General features: G+C 72.1%; 16 protein-coding genes. 9 read left to right on the top strand and 7 right to left on the bottom strand.

The features are described from left to right. Positions 1 to 10: 10 nt before the first annotated feature. Positions 11 to 772: a cobalt ECF transporter T component CbiQ gene (cbiQ, locus tag GTW40_RS03330; protein WP_161178633.1), complete on the bottom strand. Its 762-nt coding sequence runs from the start codon at positions 770 to 772 to the stop codon at positions 11 to 13. A 1-nt stretch (position 773) separates the two neighbouring features. Then, positions 774 to 1,808: an energy-coupling factor ABC transporter permease gene (locus GTW40_RS03325; protein WP_161178632.1), complete on the bottom strand. Its 1,035-nt coding sequence runs from the start codon at positions 1,806 to 1,808 to the stop codon at positions 774 to 776. A gap of 164 nt (positions 1,809 to 1,972) precedes the next feature. Here GTW40_RS03325 and GTW40_RS03320 point away from each other — a divergent pair, with 164 nt between their 5' ends. Further along, positions 1,973 to 2,326, top strand: a complete 354-nt coding sequence (locus GTW40_RS03320; RefSeq protein WP_161178631.1) for an SsgA family sporulation/cell division regulator — start codon at positions 1,973 to 1,975, stop codon at positions 2,324 to 2,326. A 38-nt stretch (positions 2,327 to 2,364) separates the two neighbouring features. On the opposite strand, the gene GTW40_RS03315 is transcribed toward GTW40_RS03320, so the two are convergent. The 4 genes from GTW40_RS03315 to GTW40_RS03300 form a co-directional block, all read right to left on the bottom strand. Beyond that, positions 2,365 to 4,026: a penicillin-binding transpeptidase domain-containing protein gene (locus tag GTW40_RS03315; RefSeq protein WP_161178630.1), complete on the bottom strand. Its 1,662-nt coding sequence runs from the start codon at positions 4,024 to 4,026 to the stop codon at positions 2,365 to 2,367. 97 nt (positions 4,027 to 4,123) lie between these two features. Next, positions 4,124 to 5,764: a penicillin-binding transpeptidase domain-containing protein gene (locus GTW40_RS03310; protein WP_161178629.1), complete on the bottom strand. Its 1,641-nt coding sequence runs from the start codon at positions 5,762 to 5,764 to the stop codon at positions 4,124 to 4,126. Between the two features lie 626 nt (positions 5,765 to 6,390). Further along, on the bottom strand, positions 6,391 to 6,600 hold the full coding sequence (locus GTW40_RS03305) for a hypothetical protein (protein WP_202485323.1): 210 nt from the start codon (positions 6,598 to 6,600) through the stop codon (positions 6,391 to 6,393). Positions 6,601 to 6,790: 190 nt separating this feature from the next. After that, complete coding sequence (locus GTW40_RS03300) at positions 6,791 to 8,545, bottom strand: phospholipid carrier-dependent glycosyltransferase (RefSeq protein ID WP_161178628.1); 1,755 nt, start codon at positions 8,543 to 8,545, stop codon at positions 6,791 to 6,793. A gap of 105 nt (positions 8,546 to 8,650) precedes the next feature. On the opposite strand from GTW40_RS03300, the gene rsmI reads away from it, so the two are divergent. From rsmI to GTW40_RS03270, 6 genes are all read left to right on the top strand, one after another. Continuing rightward, a complete protein-coding gene (gene rsmI, locus GTW40_RS03295; RefSeq protein ID WP_161178627.1) occupies positions 8,651 to 9,499 on the top strand; it encodes a 16S rRNA (cytidine(1402)-2'-O)-methyltransferase in 849 nt (282 codons plus the stop codon). A gap of 239 nt (positions 9,500 to 9,738) precedes the next feature. Then, on the top strand, positions 9,739 to 10,128 hold the full coding sequence (locus GTW40_RS03290; protein WP_161178626.1) for a hypothetical protein: 390 nt from the start codon (positions 9,739 to 9,741) through the stop codon (positions 10,126 to 10,128). Between the two features lie 25 nt (positions 10,129 to 10,153). Continuing rightward, positions 10,154 to 11,047: a TatD family hydrolase gene (locus tag GTW40_RS03285; RefSeq protein ID WP_161178625.1), complete on the top strand. Its 894-nt coding sequence runs from the start codon at positions 10,154 to 10,156 to the stop codon at positions 11,045 to 11,047. Positions 11,048 to 11,161: 114 nt separating this feature from the next. Then, entirely contained in the window at positions 11,162 to 12,565 is a 1,404-nt protein-coding gene (locus tag GTW40_RS03280) for a resuscitation-promoting factor (RefSeq protein ID WP_161178624.1), read from the top strand. Between the two features lie 105 nt (positions 12,566 to 12,670). Next, positions 12,671 to 13,540, top strand: a complete 870-nt coding sequence (gene rsmA, locus GTW40_RS03275) for a 16S rRNA (adenine(1518)-N(6)/adenine(1519)-N(6))-dimethyltransferase RsmA (protein ID WP_161178623.1) — start codon at positions 12,671 to 12,673, stop codon at positions 13,538 to 13,540. Then, a complete protein-coding gene (locus GTW40_RS03270; RefSeq protein WP_161178622.1) occupies positions 13,537 to 14,430 on the top strand; it encodes a 4-(cytidine 5'-diphospho)-2-C-methyl-D-erythritol kinase in 894 nt (297 codons plus the stop codon). The genes rsmA and GTW40_RS03270 overlap by 4 nt, the downstream gene beginning before the upstream one ends. A gap of 5 nt (positions 14,431 to 14,435) precedes the next feature. Here GTW40_RS03270 and GTW40_RS03265 read toward each other — a convergent pair whose 3' ends face one another. Continuing rightward, positions 14,436 to 15,029 (bottom strand): Uma2 family endonuclease, encoded by a 594-nt coding sequence (locus tag GTW40_RS03265; protein WP_161178621.1) that lies wholly within the window; start codon positions 15,027 to 15,029, stop codon positions 14,436 to 14,438. Positions 15,030 to 15,187: 158 nt separating this feature from the next. Here GTW40_RS03265 and GTW40_RS03260 point away from each other — a divergent pair, with 158 nt between their 5' ends. Both GTW40_RS03260 and GTW40_RS03255 read left to right on the top strand, forming a co-directional pair. Further along, entirely contained in the window at positions 15,188 to 16,993 is a 1,806-nt protein-coding gene (locus GTW40_RS03260; protein WP_161178620.1) for an ABC-F family ATP-binding cassette domain-containing protein, read from the top strand. A 184-nt stretch (positions 16,994 to 17,177) separates the two neighbouring features. Beyond that, positions 17,178 to 18,941, top strand: a complete 1,764-nt coding sequence (locus tag GTW40_RS03255) for a PQQ-binding-like beta-propeller repeat protein (protein ID WP_161178619.1) — start codon at positions 17,178 to 17,180, stop codon at positions 18,939 to 18,941. Positions 18,942 to 19,137 lie beyond the last annotated feature (196 nt).

Here is a 19,137-nt window from a genome sequence, read left to right as displayed (position 1 = left end):
AGCACACTTCTCACAGGGCCCAGCCCAGCAGGCAGACCACCAGCGCGGTCGCCGGGAGGGTCAGGGCGTACGACCACTGGGCGCGGGACGCGGTGATCTCGTCGATGACCGGCATGGTGCCGGAGTAGCCGCGGCTCATCATGGCGAGGTGGACGCGTTCGCCGCGTTCGTAGGAGCGGATGAACAGGGCGCCCGCCGACTTGGCGAGGACGCCCCAGTGCCGTACGCCGCGCGCCTCGAAGCCGCGTGACTCGCGGGCGATGCGCATGCGGCGCATCTCGTCGGTGACGACGTCGCCGTAGCGGATCATGAAGGAGGCGATCTGGACGAGCAGCGGCGGCAGCTTGAGCCGCTGGAGGCCGAGGAGCAGCTCGCGCAGGTCGGTGGTGGCCGCGAGGAGGACGGAGGCGGCGACGCCGAGGGTGCCCTTGGCGAGGACGTTCCAGGCGCCCCACAGGCCGTCGACGCTCAGCGAGAGGCCGAGCCAGTGCACCCGCGCGCCCTCGGCCACGAACGGCATGAGCACCGCGAACGCCACGAACGGCACCTCGATGAGCAGCCGCCGCAGCAGGAATCCGGCGCCGACCCCGGCCCGGTACGCGACGTAGGCCAGCAGCACCGCGTACACCCCGAACGCCCACATCGCCTCGCGCGGGGTGGCTACCACCACGACGACGAAGGCGAGCGTGGCGGCGAGCTTGGTGTGCGGGGGCAGGGTGTGGACGGGGGAGTGGCCGTGCCGGTAGAGGCGGTGGGCGTGTCCGGCGCCCATGTCAGGCCTCCGCCGGGACGGAGCGGCGCCTGCGCACCGCCCAGAACACCGCGCTGCCCGCCACGACCGTGGCGCCGACGCCGATCACGCCCGCGAGCCCGCCGGAGAGGCGCGCGTCGGACACGTCCTTCACGCCGTAGTCCGCGAGCGGGGAGTCGGCGGAGGCGTGCCGCTCGGCCTTCTGGTCGATGCCCTGGTCGTGCGCGACCTTCTCCAGGCCGTCGGGGTTGGCGGAGGCGTAGAAGCTGACGAAACCGGCGAGGACCAGGGAGGTGACCAGGCCGGTGATCCACAGGGTGCGCCGGGAGGTGCGCGCGGCCACCGGGGCCGGGATCGCGCCGGGCGCGTCCACCAGCTCGCCGTTCACTCGCAGCTGGAGCCGCTGGCGCAGTCCGCGCGCGCCGTAGACCAGGTCGGGGCGTACGGCGACGACGGCACCCACGGTGAGCGCGGTGATCACGGCCTCGCCGATGCCGATCAGGACGTGGACGCCGATCATCGCGGTGGCGACCTTGCCGAGGGAGACGTTCGTGGTGCCACCGATGGCGTAGATCAGCGTGAAGACCACGGCGGCGGCCGGTACGGAGACCAGCGCGGCGACGAAGGACGCGGCGGTGACCGAGCGCCGGGTGCGCGGCAGCAGGGCGAGCAGCCCGCGGAAGACGGCGTACGACACGACGGTGGTCGTGATCGCCATGTCGGTGATGTTCACGCCGAGCGCGGTCAGCCCGCCGTCCGCGAACAGCACGCCCTGCATGAGCAGGACGACGGACACGCAGAGCACGGCTGTGTAGGGGCCGACGAGTATCGCGGCGAGCGCGCCGCCGAGGAGGTGGCCGCTTGTTCCGGCCGCGACAGGGAAGTTGAGCATCTGTACGGCGAAGATGAACGCCGCGACCAGCCCGGCCAGCGGTGCGGCGCGCTCCTCGCCCAGTTCGCGGCGGGCACCGCGCAGGCTCACCGCGAGGGCGCCTGCGGCGACCACTCCGGTGACGGCGGAGGTCGGGGCGTCGATGAATCCGTCAGGTACATGCACAGGACGATTTTAGAGGCTTGTTGCGAACCCTTTGCAAGAGAGAGGCGGTCTCGGAATTCCACGCCTCGGTACTCCGGGGGCGTAAATCGGAAAGTATGGGACATTAGAGACGAAGCGGATGGGCGGAGCTCCGGCGATGTCACCCCACGTGAGAGGGCGATCCGATGTCTGTAGTCGAGCAGTACGCACGCGCCCACATCGTGACGGACGAGACGGACGAGGACGAGCCGGCGGCCGTACCCGTCATGCTGACCTACGACCCCGACACCGACCCCTGGTCGGTCCGCGTGGGACTGCCCGGACCGCAGGAGTGGACCTTCTCGCGCGCGCTCCTGGAAGAAGGGCTCCGGGCCCCCGCCGAGAGCGGTGACGGGGACGTACGGGTCTGGCCGTGCGGCCGGGTCCAGGCGGTCGTCGAGTTCCACTCGCCGGAGGGCGTGGAGGTCGTGCAGTTCGACGTCAAGGCGCTCATGCGCTTCCTGCGCCGCACCTACACGGCCGAGCCCGTCCGCAGCTGATCTGCGAACGGGCTCGTTTCACACGTGAGTTGTGCGGGTCAGCTGCCGAGCTTCAGCAGGGTCGCGACGATCGGGCCCGCCGTGTCGCCGCCGTGGCCGCCCGCCTGGACCACGCCCGCCGAGGCGAGGTCGCCCCGGTAGGCGGAGAACCAGCCGTTGGGCTTGTCCTGGTTGTCCACCTCGGCCGAGCCGGTCTTCGCGCCGAAGTCCGGGCCGAGCCCGGCCATCGCCTCGGCGGCGGTGCCGGAGGACGCGGTGAACCGCATCAGCTCACGCAGATCGGCCAGCGTCTTCGCGGACAGGGTGCGCGAGGCGGTGGCCAGCTTGCGGTTGTCCACCGAGGGAGCGACCAGGTACGGCTGGTGGAAGGTGCCCGTCTTCACGGTCGCCGCCACCGACGCCATGTTCAGCGGGTTCATCCGCACCCCGCCCTGCCCGATCAGCGAGGCCGCCATCGGGGCCGCCGACTGCACCGGCACCGAGCCGTCCAGCGTCGGCACGCCGATCTGCCAGTTGTCCATGGAGAGGCCGAAGACCTGCTGGGCCTGCTTGGTCAGGTCGTCGTTCTTCAGCTTGGGCGCCTGGCTGATGAAGGCGGTGTTGCAGGAGCGGCCGAAGCTCGCCTTGAAGGTGCCGTCCTTGATCTCGAAGTCGTCGTCGTTGTGGAACTTCCAGCCGCCGTACGAGAACGTCTTCGGGCACGGGTGCTTCTTGTCCGGCGAGGCCAGGCCCTTCTCGATCAGCAGCGAGGAGGTGATGATCTTCATGGTGGAGCCGGGGGCCAGCGAGCCCTGGAACGCGGTGTTGAAGCCGTGCCCGCTGTTGGCGACCGCGAGGATCTCCCCGGTCGAGGCGCGCAGGGCGACCACCGAGGCCTTCTCCTGCTTGTCCACCTGCTTCTCGGCCGCCGCCTGGAGGGCCGGGCTCAGCGTGGTCTTCACCGTGCCCGGGGTGCCCTCGCTGAGCGCCACCAGCGTCTTGTCGGACAGCCCGGCCTTCCCCGACGCCGCGCCGCGCACCACGCGCAGTTCCACGCCCGCCTTGCCGCCCGCCTGCTTGCCGTACTTCTCGCGCAGGCCGTCCAGCACCGTGCCCAGCGAGGGGTACTTGGCCGTCGTCAGCTCGCCGCCGTCGCGGTCCAGCGCCTTGATCGGCGGGGTGCCGGCCGTGCCGGTGACGAGCTTGTCGCCGTCCTTCAGGTCCGGATGGACGATGGAGGGCTGCCAGTCCACCAGCGTCACGCCGTCGGACGCACGGCGCACCACGGTCAGCGAACTGTCGTACGCCAGCGGCTTGTCGACGCCCTCGAAGGAGACGGTCGCCTTCACGGAGAAGGGCACCTTCGCGCCCGCGCGCGGTCCCGCGGTGAGCGTGACGTCCTTCAGGTGGGCGTCCGCGGCGTAACCGGTGAGCAGGGCGGTGGCGGCGGGGGCGTCGTCGGTGACGGCGGCCGCGGCGCTCGGTGTCCCCTGCTGCCATGCCGTCAGGAAGCGGGTGGCGGCCGTCTGCACCTCCAGGGCGCTCGGCGGGCCCGTCTTCACGGCCTTGTGGTCCGACAGCGTCCGGTTGTCGGCCGACGCGCCGCCCCCGAACAGCGCGTAGAGGCCGAAGCCCGCGCCGCCGACGACCACGGCGATCATCCCGCCGAGTACGGCGGGTCTGGTCTTCGGCCGCTCGGCGGCACGCCTTCTCTTGCCCACAGTCCCAAGTCCTCCGCGCTCTCCCCAGGGTCCCCGCAGCCCTCACACGTCCCCGACGTCGGCAACCACACTAGAGTCCCCGCGCGTGAGGCTGCGCTCAGCCCATGCTCCGTAGCACTCTTGCGACAATCGGACCGGAGGCGTCGATGCCGTGTCCGCCGTCCTCGGTGACCGCCGCGGCGGCTACGTCATTGCGGTAGCCGGTGAACCAACTGTTCGACTTCGTCTGGCTGTCCACCTCGGCGGAGCCGGTCTTGGCGCCGATGACACCGGACAGCCCGGCCATCACGCCCTGCGCGGTGCCGGAGCGGGCGGTGCGGTTCATCATCTCGCGCAACTGCCGTGACGTGGAGGCGGAGAGGCCCCGGGCGGTGGCCGGGGTGCGGCCGTCCAGGCTCAGCGGCACGATCACCGGCTGGCGGAAGACACCGGTCATCGCGGTCGCGGTCACCGAGGCCATGTTCAGCGGGCTCATCTGCACCTGGCCCTGGCCGATCAGCCCGGCCGCCGTGTCGGGGCCGCCCGGTGCGGGCACCCGGCCGTCGAAGGACGGGACGCCGATCTTCCAGTCGTTGCGGCCGATTCCGAACCGCTGTCCGGCCTCGTTGGTCAGCCAGTCCGGCCGCACGTCGTCCGCGAACTTCACGAAGGCCGTGTTGCAGGAGCGGGCGAAGCTCTCGGCGAGGGTGGCGTTCTCGTTGGGCGCCATGTTGGCGAGGTTGTTGAAGGTCTGGCTCTGCCAGACGGCGCTGGGCGGGCAGGGCGCCGGGCCGTTCGCCGTGGTCAGACCGTGGTCGATGAGGGTCGCGGCGCTGACGATCTTCATGGTGGAGCCGGGTGCCAGCTCGCCCAGGAGCGCCGCGTCGAAGCCGTCGTCGCGGTGGTTGGCGACCGCCAGGATCTCGCCCGTGCTCGGCTTGACCGCCACCACCGAGGAGTTGGCGTAGCGGGCGACCGCCGACTCGGCCGCCGCCTGCGCGGTCGCGCTGAGGGTGGTCCTGAGCTTGCCGGTCCGGCCCTTCACCAGCGTCATCAGCGTGGTGTCGGCGGCCGCGTCGCCGCCCGTCGGGTCCTGGTGACGGATCACCAGTTCCACACCGCCCTGCCCCCCGGCCTTGTCCCCGTACCGCTGGCGGAGTTCGTCGAGGATCGGCCCGAGCGAGGGGTACTTCTCCCGGGTCAGCACCTTTCCGTTGCGGTCCACGGCCTCGACCTGCGGGGTGGCGGCCGACTCGATCGTCAGCGTGTCCCCCTTCTCCAGCCGGGGGTAGACCACCGAGGGCGCCCAGTCGACCAGCGGCCGGTGCGAGGTCACCCCGCGCACCACGGTCAACTGGCTGGTGTAGCCGATCGGTTCGGACTTCTCGCCGTACGACACCTTCGCCGTCACCTTGAACGGCACGGTGGTTCCCTCGGCCTTGCCGGGGGTGATGCGGACGTCGGTGATGTGCGCGTCGTCGCCGTACGCCGTCAGCAACTGCTTGGCTTCCTCGGGGAAGTTGGTGTACGTGGCCGCCTGCGCGGGCTGGTTCTGCGTCCAGGCGGCGAAGAACGCCTTGGTGGTCTCGGCCACTTCGTCCCGGTCGGGCGGTCCGGTCTTCACCTGGGGAGCACTGCTGCCGCCCGCGCCACCCACCCCGCCGAGCGCGGAGGCGACGTTGTACATCCCGTACCCCGCGCCGCACAGCATCGCGGCGCAGACCCCGCTGATGACGGCGACCTTGACCTTCCTGCCCATGTCGTGCCCCTCCCAGCCCCGTGTCCCCGTGGTGCGACCGCCGCGCCCGACGTGCTGAACGCGTTCAAAATTGGTGCGGGGGAACTGTATGCGTTCGTGAGCCTCTGGTGACGAGAGTTGTCGATTGTTGACCGAATGGAGATGTCGCGCGACTGCCTGTCATGACGCGTGGGCGTTTCTTCGTGGCGCAAGGGCGTCCCCGCCGGGACGCGCGGGGGTGAGTCCGGCCGACGTCGGACCGGCCGGACCCACCGGGGCCCCCGGCCGCCGGCCCGGCTCCGGGGTGCGTTCCGGAGCCGGGCCTCAAGGCACGGGGGCCGTGCGGGAGGCTCTCCCCCTGGGGCCTCCGAGGAGAGAGACAACCCCAACCGACCCCCCTCGCTCAAGCGTCCGGCGCCCGGCCCTGCGGGGGGTTCGTCCTGGTTTGCCGGTGGCGGGCGCCGGGGTGTTCGACTGGCGCGTTCGGATGGCGAATGGAGAAACCGCAGGCGGGGGACGTGCGGGGGTGGCGAAACCTGGCGTATGGGCGGGTACCGCCGGTCTTCTCGGGCTCCGCCCTTCGCCGCCCCCTCGGCCCTCGTTCCGCCGCTGCTCAGCCCTCGCCGCTCCTCAGTCTTCGTCGCGCCTCAGCCTTCGTCCCGCGTCGCCTCCACCAGCGCGTCCGCCGCGAGCAGGCCGAGGGCGTTGGAGGCGAGCGGGCTGTCGCCGGTGAGGAGTCCGCGGTCCTGGTGGACCTGGCCGGTCATCCTGTCATCGATGACGTTCAGGCCCTGCTCGCGCAGCAGATCGGCGACCAGCGACTGGAGCCGTCCGGGCAGACAGCGGGCCCGTGGCACAGGGTGATGACGTGCTTGTCGTTCGCCAGGGCCCAGTCCAGCGTCCGCGTCACGTCCTCGCTCCCCGGCAGCCCCACCACGGCCCCGTGGCCGCCCGGGATGAACACGGCACGGTCACGGCCCGGCGGTGAGGCCGCCGGGCCGTGACAGATGACGCGTGAAGGGAACGTGTGACAGAGAACAGCCGGGGCTACACCCAGGTGTCCAGCCACATCCGCGACCGCCACTCGTCCAGCGGGATCGAGGTCCCCGTGAAGAGCGGCCAGAAGTAGATGAAGTTCCAGGCGATCAGCAGCACCAGGACGCCCGCGCCCGTCGCGCCCACCACGCGGCGGGTGTCGGTGGAGTTCGCCGGGCCGATGATCGCGCCGATCATCATCGCCACCGCGAGACAGAGGAACGGCACGAAGACGACCGCGTAGAAGAGGAAGATCGTCCGCTCCTGGTACATGAACCAGGGCAGATACCCGGCCGCGATGCCGCAGGCGATGGCACCGGCGCGCCAGTCGCGGCGGAAGATCCAGCGCCACAGGACGTAGAGGATCGCCGCGCAGCCCGCCCACCAGAGTGCCGGGGTGCCGATGGCCAGCACCTCGCGGGCGCACTTGCCTGCCGTGTCCGCCGGGCAGCCGTCGACGCCGGGGGCGGGGGACTCGTAGAAGTACGACACCGGGCGGCCCAGCACGATCCAGCTCCACGGGTTGGACTGGTAGGTGTGCGGGGACGACAGGTGGACGTGGAACTCGTAGACCTCGTGCTCGTAGTGCCACAGGCTGCGCAGCCAGTCCGGCAGGAAGGTCCAGGAGCCGCCCTTGCCCGAGGTCGCGGCCCAGTCGCGGAAGTAGCCGCCGGTGCCGTCCGTGGGGGAGAGGATCCAGCCGATCCAGGACGCCAGGTAGACGGCGATCGCCACCGGGACCGTCGCGAGGAACGTGATGCCGGTGTCGTACTTCAGCACCGCCTCGTACGGGTGCCGGGCGCCCGCGACCTTGCGCGCGCCCACGTCCCACAGCACCGCCAGCACGCAGAACGCGGCCAGGATGTACAGGCCGTTCCACTTGGTGCCGAAGGCCAGGCCCAGCATCAGACCGGCCCCCCAGCGCCAGGGGCGCCAGCCGAGGCGGAAGGTGTCCGCGACCTCGGCGTCCGGGCGGGCGCGGCCGTCCGGGTCCACCGGGAGCGCGGCCGCGAGTTTCGCCCGTGAGCGGTCCCGGTCGAGGATCAGACAGCCGAACGCCGCCAGCACGAAGAACATCAGCACGCCGTCGAGCAGCGAGGTCCGGCTCATCACGAAGTGCAGGCCGTCCAGCGCCATCAGCAGGCCCGCCAGACAGCCCAGGAACGTCGAGCGGAAGATCCGCCGCCCGATCCGGCACAGCATCAGCACGCTCAGCGTGCCGAGCACCGCGGTCATGAAACGCCAGCCGAACGGGTCGAACCCGAAGAGCAGCTCGCCGAGGCCGATCACGTACTTGCCGACCGGCGGATGCACGACGTACGCCGCGTCCAGCGGGATGGACAGGTGGCCGTGCGTCTGGAGGACCGCGTCGTTGGCGTTCTTGTCCCAGTTGACCTCGAAGCCCCGGTGGACGAGGGCCCACGCGTCCTTCGCGTAGTACGTCTCGTCGAATATCACCGCCCGAGGACGGCCCAGGTTCCAGAAGCGCAGCACGCCCGCGAGCAGCGTCACGAGCAGCGGGCCGCCCCACGCCGACCAGCGGGTGATCCGGTCCGCGAGCAGCGGGGGCGCGCCCAGCACCTGCCACAGGCGCGGCGAGGGCTCGGCGTACGGCGGCACGAGCCGGTCCCGTACGTCGTCTCCTCCCGGCGTGCCTCCCGCGGGCGCGTAGCCGAATCGGCGCAGCCGCTGCTGCCAGGAGGGCCGCTCGTCGTCGGGCGGCGCCTGGCCCTGCCGGAGGTCCGTGGAGGACGCGGTACTGGTCACCGCGCCATGGTAGGGAAACGCGCTGTGGGAGTCCCGTGCATGTGCGGTACCGATTGGGACGCGATCGTTTTCCGTCCGCCCCCGGGGCCCTGGGAGGATGGGGGCGTGACTGGAACCCTTGTCCTCGCAGGTACCCCCATCGGCGACGTCGCGGACGCCCCGCCCCGGCTGGCCGAGGAGCTGGCGGGCGCCGACGTGATCGCCGCCGAGGACACGCGCCGGATGCGCCGTCTCACCCAGGCCCTGGGGGTGACACCGCGCGGGCGCGTCGTGTCGTACTTCGAGGGCAACGAGTCCGCGCGCACCCCCGAGCTGGTCGAGGAGCTGCTCGGCGGGGCCCGGGTGCTGCTCGTCACGGACGCGGGCATGCCCTCGGTCTCCGACCCCGGGTACCGGCTGGTCGCGGCGGCCGTCGAGAAGGACGTCAAGGTCACCGCCGTGCCCGGCCCCTCCGCCGTCCTCACCGCGCTCGCCCTCTCCGGCCTGCCCGTCGACCGCTTCTGCTTCGAGGGCTTCCTCCCCCGCAAGGCGGGCGAACGCCTCTCCCGGCTCCGCGAGGTCGAGAACGAGCGCCGCACCCTCGTCTACTTCGAGGCCCCGCACCGCCTGGACGACACCCTCGCCGCGATGGCCGAGGTCTTCGGCCCCGACCGCCGCGCCGCCGTCTGCCGCGAACTCACCAAGACCTACGAGGAGGTCAAGCGCGGGGGCCTGGCCGACCTCGCCGCCTGGGCCGCCGACGGCGTCCGCGGCGAGATCACCGTCGTCGTCGAGGGCGCCCCCGAACCCGGCCCCGAGGAACTGGACGCCGACGAACTGGTCCGCCGCGTCCGCGTCCGCGAGGAGGCCGGCGAACGCCGCAAGGAGGCGATCGCCGCGGTCGCCGCCGAGGCGGGTCTGCCGAAGCGGGTGGTGTTCGACGCGGTGGTGGCGTCGAAGAAGACCACGGGCTGAAGCAGTCCGGGGGCTGAGGCGCGTCCCCTCCTCGCCGGTGCGCCGGAGGTGCGCCCCATGGGCGGGCAAAAGGGGCGGGCCCCAGGCAAAGGGCTGACCCCGGAGGGAGGGGCGTTTCGGCAAGGGCGGGCCAAAACGGGTCCAACACTCGACAGGACGGATGCGCTCGCTCACCGTCCGGCGTCCACTGGTCGAGGGACGAACCTGTCCCTCGCCTCCGGCGGACAAGAGGAGCGGGCATGAGCGAGATCGCAGGGCCGGTCGGCCTCCGGGCGACGACCACCGCCGTTGTTCACGAGTCGTATTCCTTCGCCTGCATGAGCTGCGGGCACGGCTGGGAGCAGTCGTACGAGATAGCCCACCACACCGACACCGAGGGCCACGAGTGCGTCCGGTACGTGGCGGACGGCCGTGTCGTGCCGTCCCCGCTGAGCCGCCCGGCCTGCCAGAACTGCGACGGACGCGTGGTGCGGATCATGCGCGCCGGGCAGGTGTCGTCGGTGCGTGCCTGCGCCCAGCCCAGGTCGCACGCCGTACGACCCGTCCCCGCGCCGCCGCCGCAAGCCGAGCCGCACCACCACTGGCACCTCTCCGACCTGCTGCATCCCTTCCAGCGCCGGGCGAGCTGAGCGCGGGTTTCCGTAGGATCGGCACATGCCTTCGAACGCCGGTCCCGCCCAGGACGACAAGCACGCGGCCCCGCCGCTCCCGGCACCCCTGGCGGTGCCCGTGGCCGACTCGCACACCCACCTCGACATGCAGTCCGGCACTGTCGAGGAGGGCCTGGCGAAGGCCGCGTCCGTGGGGGTGACGACCGTCGTCCAGGTCGGCTGCGACCTCGCGGGCTCCCGCTGGGCCGCCGAGACGGCCGCCGCGTACGACAGCGTCCACGCGGCCGTCGCCCTTCACCCGAACGAGGCGCCGCGCATCGTCCACGGGGACCCCGACGGCTGGTCGAGGCAGGGCGCTCGGGTCGCGGGTGGCGACTCGGCGCTGGACGAAGCCCTCGCCGAGATCGACCGCCTCGCCGCGCTCCCGCAGGTCAAGGGCGTGGGCGAGACCGGCCTCGACTACTTCCGCACCGGCCCGGAGGGCAAGGAGGCCCAGGAGCGCTCCTTCCGCGCCCACATCGAGATCGCCAAGCGGCACGGCAAGGCCCTCGTCATCCACGACCGCGACGCCCACGCCGACGTCCTGCGCGTCCTGAAGGAGGAGGGCGCCCCCGAGCGCACCGTCTTCCACTGCTACTCCGGCGACGCCGACATGGCGGAGATCTGCGCCCGCGAGGGCTACTACATGTCCTTCGCGGGCAACGTCACCTTCAAGAACGCCCAGAACCTCCGGGACGCCCTCGCCGTGGCCCCGCTGGAACTGGTCCTGGTCGAGACCGACGCGCCCTTCCTGACCCCGGCGCCGTACCGGGGCCGCCCCAACGCGCCGTACCTGATCCCGGTCACCGTGCGCGCCATGGCCGCCGTACGCGGCACCGACGAGGACACCCTTGCCACCGCGCTCGCCGCGAACACGGCGCGCGCCTTCGGGTACTGAGCGCCCGTTCGAGGCGCGACGGACCGTAGTCGCGTCGCTTTGGAGAGTGACGCCCGCTCCGCTAGGTTCTGGGGGCCCGATCCGGACCCCCGGCCTCCTGGAGCGTGTGTCGGCGTGACCAAGTCGCAGTACGAGACGTACGGCCCCGTGGGTCCGCACGGCACCCTCGGCCCCCTCGCCCGCACGGTGCCCGACACGGTGCCCGACCACGACGGCCTGCACAGCGCGCGGACCCTGCCGTACGACCTGCCCGGCGGCCGGGACACCTACCGGCCCGCCTACGAGGCCGAGGCGTACCTCGCCACCGAGCCCGCGCTGCCGGTGCCGAGACCGGCGCCGGACGTGTACGACGTACGGGAGGGTGCGCCGGGGGGACGCGCCGCGCGGCGCAGGGCCCGGGGCCGCTCCCGCTCCGGTGAGCGCCCCGAGTCCGCCGTGCGCAGACTCGTCCCGCAGGCCCTCGTCGTCGCCTTCCTCGCGGGCGGGACCAGCGCGTTCGTCGCCGAGGACCGGTCCGTCGAGCTGACCGTGGACGGCGGCCACCGCACCCTGCACACCTTCGCCGACGACGTGACCGAGCTGCTGGAGGAGGAGGGCGTCCGTCTCGGCCGGCACGACGTCGTCGCCCCCGCCCCCGGCACCCCGCTGACCGACGGCGACGAGATCACCGTCCGCCACGGCCGCCCCCTCCGCCTCACCATCGACGGCGAGCAGCGCACGGTGTGGACGACCGCGGGCACCGTGGCGGAGGCGCTCCGGCAGTTCGGAGTACGGGCGGAGGGCGCGTACCTCTCCGTCTCCCGCTCCCAGCCCATCGGACGGGCCGGGCTCCGCTTCGACGTGCGCACCGAGCGCACCCTCACCATCGTCGCGGACGGCCGCAGCCGCACCGTCCGCACCAACGCCGCCACCGTCGGGCAGGCGCTGGACGAGGCCGGGGTCGCCCTGCACGGCGAGGACACCACCTCCGTACCCGCCGCGAGCTTCCCCCGCGACGGGCAGACGGTCACCGTGCTCCGCGTGACCGGCACCCGCGAGGTCCGCGAGGAACCCATCGCGTACACCGTGGAGCGCACCGAGGACCCGAGCCTCTTCCAGGGCACCGAGGTCGTCGACCGGCAGGGCAGCCCCGGCCTGCGCCGGATCACCTATCTGGTGCGCACCGTCAACGGCGTACGGCAGCGGCCCCGCCTGGAGGGCTCCGAGGTGGTGCGCGAGCCGCGCCGCGGGAAGGTCCGGTACGGCACCCGGCAGCGCCCCGCCTCCGTGGGCGGCGCGGACCACCTGAACTGGCACGCCCTCGCCGTCTGCGAGTCCGGCGGCCGCCCCGACGCCGTCGACCCCTCGGGCACCTACGGCGGCCTCTACCAGTTCGACGCCCCCACCTGGCACAGCCTCGGCGGCCAGGGCCGCCCCCAGGACGCCCCGGCCGAGGAGCAGACCTTCCGCGCGAAGAAGCTCTATCTGCGGCACGGGACGAGTCCCTGGCCGCACTGCGGGGGGCGGCTGCGGGGGTGAAGAAGGGCCGTACGGGGTGCGGATCAGGCGCTCTCGTGCGGCCGTACGGCCCCGCCGTGGCGTCCGCCGCGCGGGAGGCGCCCCGTCGCCCCGTACCCTTGTTCCGTGAGTAGCCCCACCCCCGACGCCCTGCTCGGACCCGCCGACATCCGCGAACTGGCGGCCGTGCTCGGCGTGCGGCCCACCAAGCAGCGCGGTCAGAACTTCGTGATCGACGCCAACACGGTCCGCCGCATCGTCCGCACCGCCGGGGTACGCCCCGACGACGTGGTGGTCGAGGTGGGGCCGGGTCTCGGCTCCCTCACCCTCGCCCTGCTGGAGGCCGCCGACCGGGTCACCGCCGTCGAGATCGACGACGTGCTGGCCGCCGCGCTGCCCGCGACCATCGCCGCCCGGATGCCCGGGCGCGCCGACCGGTTCGCGCTGGTCCACTCCGACGCGATGCTCGTCGACGAGCTGCCGGGCCCGCCGCCCACCGCGCTCGTCGCCAACCTGCCCTACAACGTCGCCGTCCCCGTGCTGCTGCACATGCTCGCGACCTTCCCGAGCATCGAGCGCACGCTGGTGATGGTCCAGTCCGAGGTCGCCGACCGGCTCGCCGCCGCGCCCGGCTCCAAGGTGTACGGCGTGCCCTCGGTGAAGGCCAACTGGTACGCCGAGGTCAAGCGGGCCGGTGCCATCGGGCGCAACGTCTTCTGGCCCGCGCCGAACGTCGACAGCGGGCTCGTCTCCCTGGTCCGCCGTACCGAGCCGGTGAAGACCACCGCCACCCGGGAGCAGGTCTTCGCGGTCGTGGACGCGGCCTTCGCGCAGCGCCGCAAGACCCTGCGCGCCGCGCTCTCCGGCTGGGCCGGTTCGGCCGCCGCCGCCGAGGCCGCCCTCGTCGCGGCCGGGGTCTCCCCGCAGGCGCGCGGCGAGTCGCTCACGGTCGAGGAGTTCGCGCGGATCGCGGAGCACAAGGGGGCGGGCGCGTGAGCGTCACGGTACGGGTACCGGCCAAGGTCAACGTCCAGCTCGCGGTCGGCGCCGCCCGGCCCGACGGCTTCCACGACCTCGCCAACGTCTTCCTCGCGGTCGGCCTCTACGACGAGGTCACCGTGACCCCCGCCGACGAACTCCGGGTCACCTGCGAGGGCCCGGACGCCGCGTCGGTCCCGCTGGACCGCACCAACCTGGCCGCACGCGCGGCCATCGCCCTCGCCGAGCGCCGGGGCATCGAACCGGCCGTCCACATCCACATCGCCAAGGACATCCCGGTCGCGGGCGGCATGGCGGGCGGCAGCGCGGACGGCGCGGGCGCGCTGGTCGCCTGCGACGCGCTGTGGCGCACGGGGGCGTCCCTGCCGGAACTCCTCGACATCTGCGCGGAGCTGGGCAGCGACGTGCCCTTCAGCCTGGTCGGCGGCGCCGCCCTCGGCCTCGGCCGCGGCGAACGCCTCACCCCGCTCGACATCGGCGGCGGCTTCCACTGGGTCTTCGCGATGGCGGAGCGCGGCCTGTCCACCCCGGCGGTCTTCCGAGAGTTCGACCGCCTTGCCGAGGGCCGCGACATCCCCGAACCGGTCGCCTCCCCGGACCTCCTGGACGCCCTGGCCAAGGGCGACCCGGACGCCCTGGCGGCCACCCTCTCGAATGACCTCCAGCCCGCCGCGCTGTCCCTCTACCCGGAACTCGCCGCCACCCTGGCCGCAGGCCACGACGCGGGCGCCCTCGCCACCCTGGTCTCCGGCTCGGGCCCCACGACGGCCTTCCTGACCCGTGACGCGGAGTCCGCGGCGAAGGTCGCGGAGGCGCTGCGGGTGTCCGGCACGTGCCGGACGGTACGGGTGGCGTCCGGTCCTGCGCCGGGGGCGTTGGTGGTCTGATCCGGTCAGCGCCGTCCGATCGCGGTCAGGTCGATGCCGATCGGGTAGGGCTTGTCGACCTTGAGGTTGTCCCGGTGCAGGCCCATGTGCACGTAGGACTTGGTGAGCGGGTCGATCTCGTACACATGGACGAGGGGGTTGCCGGTGGGTCCATCCTGCTCGACACGCCAGAAGATCGGGATACCCGCGGCGGCGTACTTCTGCGGTTTGGTCGTACGGTCGCGGGAACCGGACTCGGGGGAGACGACCTCCACGGCGAGCAGGACGTCCCGAGCCTGAAATCGGGTCTGATCCAGCCCGGTCACCGCCTCGGCACGGACCACACATACATCGGGTTCAGGGCCGTTGCGGTCGTCGAGGACGACGGCCATCTCCCGTTCGACGCTGAACTCCGGGGGGAGAGCAGCGCGCAGCCCGCTGAACAGCAGGTCGATCGCAAGGTAATGAAAACGACGCTGCGGACTCACGAAAACCAGGCTCCCGTCGATCAGCTCGGTGTGCGGCGGGAGATCGGGCAGCGTGAACAGGTCGTCCACGGTGTAGCCGTCCTGCGGCGGCACCGGCCACTGGACGTGGTGCTCGACGGGCTCGGCGGTCATGGTTCCTCCCATGAACGGGATCCTGCTGCCTGCCCACCACGGTAGCCGCCGGATCCCGATCACGTCATCACAAAGCGTGACCGACCCCTCGCGCCCCGCCCCCTCCCCCGCAGGCCCTACGCTTGAAGGCTGATCCGCCCCGCGCGCACAGGAGTGAAATGGCCGTCAACCTGGTCAATGTCGAGAACGTCAGCAAGGTCTACGGCACCCGTGCCCTGCTGGACGGTGTCTCGCTCGGTGTGTCGGAGGGGGACCGGATCGGGGTCGTCGGGCGGAACGGGGACGGGAAGACCACGCTCATCCGGATGCTCGCGCGGCTGGAGGAGGCCGACACCGGGCGGGTGACGCATTCCGGGGGGCTGCGGCTCGGCGTGCTGACGCAGCACGACTCGCTCGATCCGGAGGCGACCGTCCGGCACGAGGTCATCGGGGACATGGCCGACCACGAGTGGGCGGGCAACGCCAAGGTCAGGGATGTGCTGACCGGGCTGTTCGGCGGGCTCGACCTGCCGGGGTTCCCCAAGGGGCTCGACACGGTCATCGGTCCGCTCTCCGGTGGTGAGCGGCGCCGTATCGCGCTGGCGAAGCTGCTCATCGAGGAGCAGGACCTCATCGTCCTGGACGAGCCCACCAACCACCTCGACGTCGAGGGCATCTCCTGGCTCGCCCGGCACCTGCGCGAGCGCCGCTCGGCGCTGGTGTGCGTGACCCACGACCGGTGGTTCCTGGACCAGGTCTGCACCCGCATGTGGGACGTGCAGCGCGGCGACGTGTACGAGTACGAGGGCGGCTACTCCGACTACGTCTTCGCCCGCGCGGAGCGCGAGCGCATCGCCGCCACCGAGGAGGCCAAGCGGCAGAACCTGGTGCGGAAGGAGCTGGCCTGGCTGCGGCGCGGTGCCCCGGCCCGTACCTCCAAGCCCCGCTTCCGCGTCGAGGCCGCCAACGAGCTGATCAAGGACGTGCCGCCGCCGCGCGACTCCAGCGAACTGATGAAGTTCGCCTCCTCCCGGCTCGGCAAGACCGTCTTCGACCTGGAGAACGTCTCCATCGAGGCCGGTCCCAAGCGGCTGCTCCAGCACGTCACCTGGCAGCTCGGCCCCGGCGACCGCATCGGCCTGGTCGGCGTCAACGGCGCGGGCAAGACCTCGCTGCTGCGCGCCATGGCCGAGTCCGCCCGTACCGAGGGCGAGGCGCAGCCCGCCGCCGGACGCATCGCCGTCGGCAGGACCGTCAAGCTCGCCTACCTCTCCCAGGAGGTCGCCGAACTCGACCCCAACACGCGGGTGTTGGAGGCCGTGCAGCAGGTGCGCGAGCGCGTCGACCTCGGCAAGGGCCGCGAGATGACGGCGGGCCAGCTGTGCGAGACCTTCGGCTTCAGCAAGGAGAAGCAGTGGACGCCGGTCGGCGACCTCTCCGGCGGTGAGCGCCGCCGTCTCCAGCTGCTGCGCCTCCTCATGGACGAGCCCAACGTCCTCTTCCTGGACGAGCCCACCAACGACCTCGACATCGAGACCCTGAACCAGCTGGAGGACGTCCTCGACGGCTGGCCCGGCTCGATGATCGTCATCTCCCACGACCGCTTCTTCGTCGAGCGCACCACCGACAAGGTGTACGCCCTCCTCGGCGACGGCACGCTGCGGATGCTGCCGCGCGGCATCGACGAGTACCTGGAGCGACGGCAGCGGATGGAGGAGGCGGTGGCCTCTTCCGCCCCCGCCCCGAAGACCGCCGCCGCCCCTGAGCGCAGCGCCGCCGACCAGCGCGCCGCGAAGAAGGAACTCCAGAAGATCGAGCGCCAGTTGGACAAGATCTCCGAGAAGGAGACCAAGCTCCACGCGGCCATCGCGGAGAACGCCACGGACTTCGGCAAGGTGGCCGAACTCGACGCCCAGCTCCGGGGCCTCGCCGACGAGCGCGAGGAACTGGAGATGCGCTGGCTGGAGTTGGCCGAGGACGCGTAACGGAGGCATCACGGGCCGGTCCTCCCTTGGGAACGCTTGGGGGGACCGGCTCTCGTGCGCTCCTGCGCTGTCGGCGGCGGGTGATAGAAAAGAGGCGTTCGGGGGAACGCCGCGCCGGCCTGCGGTCGGCCGTCAACCTCGGATCACTTGGCTAAAAATCAGTGGACGAGGGGGAGCAGCGCTGATGACCCAGCCACCCGGTCAGCCGCCGCAGGGCGGATTCGGAGCACCGCAGGATCAGCCGCCGCATGGCCACGCGCCCCAGGCGCAACCGCCGCAGCCCCCCAACACCCCGCCGCAGCCCGGTTACGGCTTCCCGCAGCAGCCCGGCCCCTACGCCCCGCCTGGTCCGTACGCCCAGCCCGGCCCGTACGCCCAGCAGCCGGGCCCCTACGGGTACCCGCCCCAGCCCGGCGGTGCCGCCCCCTACGGCCCGCCCCCCGGTGGCCCCTACGCCCAGCAGCCCGGCCCCTACGGGTACCCGCAGGCGCCGTACCCCGGCGCCCCCGGCACTCCGCCCGGCCCCGGCGGGAGTCGCAAGAAGACGGCCATCATCGCGGGCGCTGTCGCCGCCGCCCTGCTCCTCGTCGGCGGCACGGTCTACGCCGTGACCTCCGCAGACTCCGGCGGCAAGAAGCCCGTCGCGCACAAGAGCGACGACCCCAAGCCGACCGTCACCGCCCCCGTCGACCCCGGTGACGGCAGCGGCGACGGACGCTCCGACACCGACGACCTCAACGCGGGCCGCAAGCCCGGCGAGGCGAAGGTGCTCTGGTACAAGACCGCCCCCGACGCCCCCGGTTCGGGCGCGGACGCCCCGGGCATGTGGATCACCGGCCGTACGGCGGTGAAGGCGGCGTACAAGCAGGTCTTCGCCTACCGCGTGGCCGACGGCAACCCCGCCTGGGCCCCGATCGCCTTCCCGCAGAAGATCTGCGCGGTCACCCCGGACCCCGTCGGCGGCAAGATCGTCGTGGGGTACATGAACGGCGTCAGCGACCGCGCCAAGTGCGACCAGCTCCAGCAGATCGACCTCGACACCGGCAAGAAGGGCTGGCACGGGGAGATCCCCGAGGGCGGGCTGTTCGACAGCGCCATGAACGTGCAGCTCATCACCAGCGGCAACACCCTGCTCGTGGGGCGTTCGCAGTCGGGCATCGCGTTCGACATCCGCGACGGGCACAAGCTGTACGAGTCCAAGAAGTACGGCGAGGACTGCTTCCCGGCCGGTTTCACCGGTGGCGGCGGACGGCTGATCCAGGTGGCCTCCTGCGGCACGGGCGGCAGCAACGAGCACGACGAGGTACGCCAACTCGACGCGGTCACCGGCAAGGTGAAGTGGACGCAGCCGATCAAGAAGGGCTGGCGGGTCCAGCACGCGTACGCGGTGAACCCGCTGGTGATCTACCTCGTCAACGACGAGAAGAAGGCGTGGAACATCTCCACCCTCACCGACGGCGGGAAGTTCCGCTCCGAGGTGAAGGTGGACGAGAAGTTCATGACCAGCTGCGGGTGGGCGGTGCTCAACCGCGCGCTCCAGGGCTGCCAGGGGGCCGTCGTCGCCGACGACACGCTCTATCTGCCCACCAACGCGACGACCGGGCCCAACGAGATCGTCGCCATCAGCCTCGCCACCGGCAAGGAGAAGTGGCGCGTCAAGTCGCCCACGGACGAGTCGATGACGCCCGTCAAGGCGGAGGGCGGCAAGCTCGTCGCCTATGTGCACGCGTCGTACGACACGGGAGGCCGGGTCGTCGCGATCCCGGTCTCCGGGTCGGTGCACCGGGCGGGCACGCTGCTGCAGAACCCCTCCTCGACCGCGGAGATCGAGGACACCTTCTTCAGCAGCGCGATCGCCTGGGCCGACGGCCGGTTCTACCTCTCCTCGAACCGGCTGACCGGTAACGACGACGACAAGGAAAAGCTGATGATGGCGTTCGGCAAGTGACCCTGGCCCCGCGTCCCCACCCCGAGGTATCCACCCCATGAACCAGTCACCGCCCAACGACCCGCAGCGGGGCACCTCCGGTGCGGACCAGCGGGCTTCGGCCCAGGACGAGCCGTCCACGGACGCCCCGCCGCAGGCCGGTTCCGCCGCGCCCGAGCCCCGCGCGGCTGCCACGCCGGACGAACCCCCGGCGGCC

The organism is Streptomyces sp. SID4985 (genome assembly GCF_009863025.1).
Taxonomy (GTDB): Bacteria; Actinomycetota; Actinomycetes; order Streptomycetales; family Streptomycetaceae; genus Streptomyces.
Note: the sequence above shows the minus strand (reverse complement) of the source record. Positions and strands in the feature narration are given on the sequence as shown.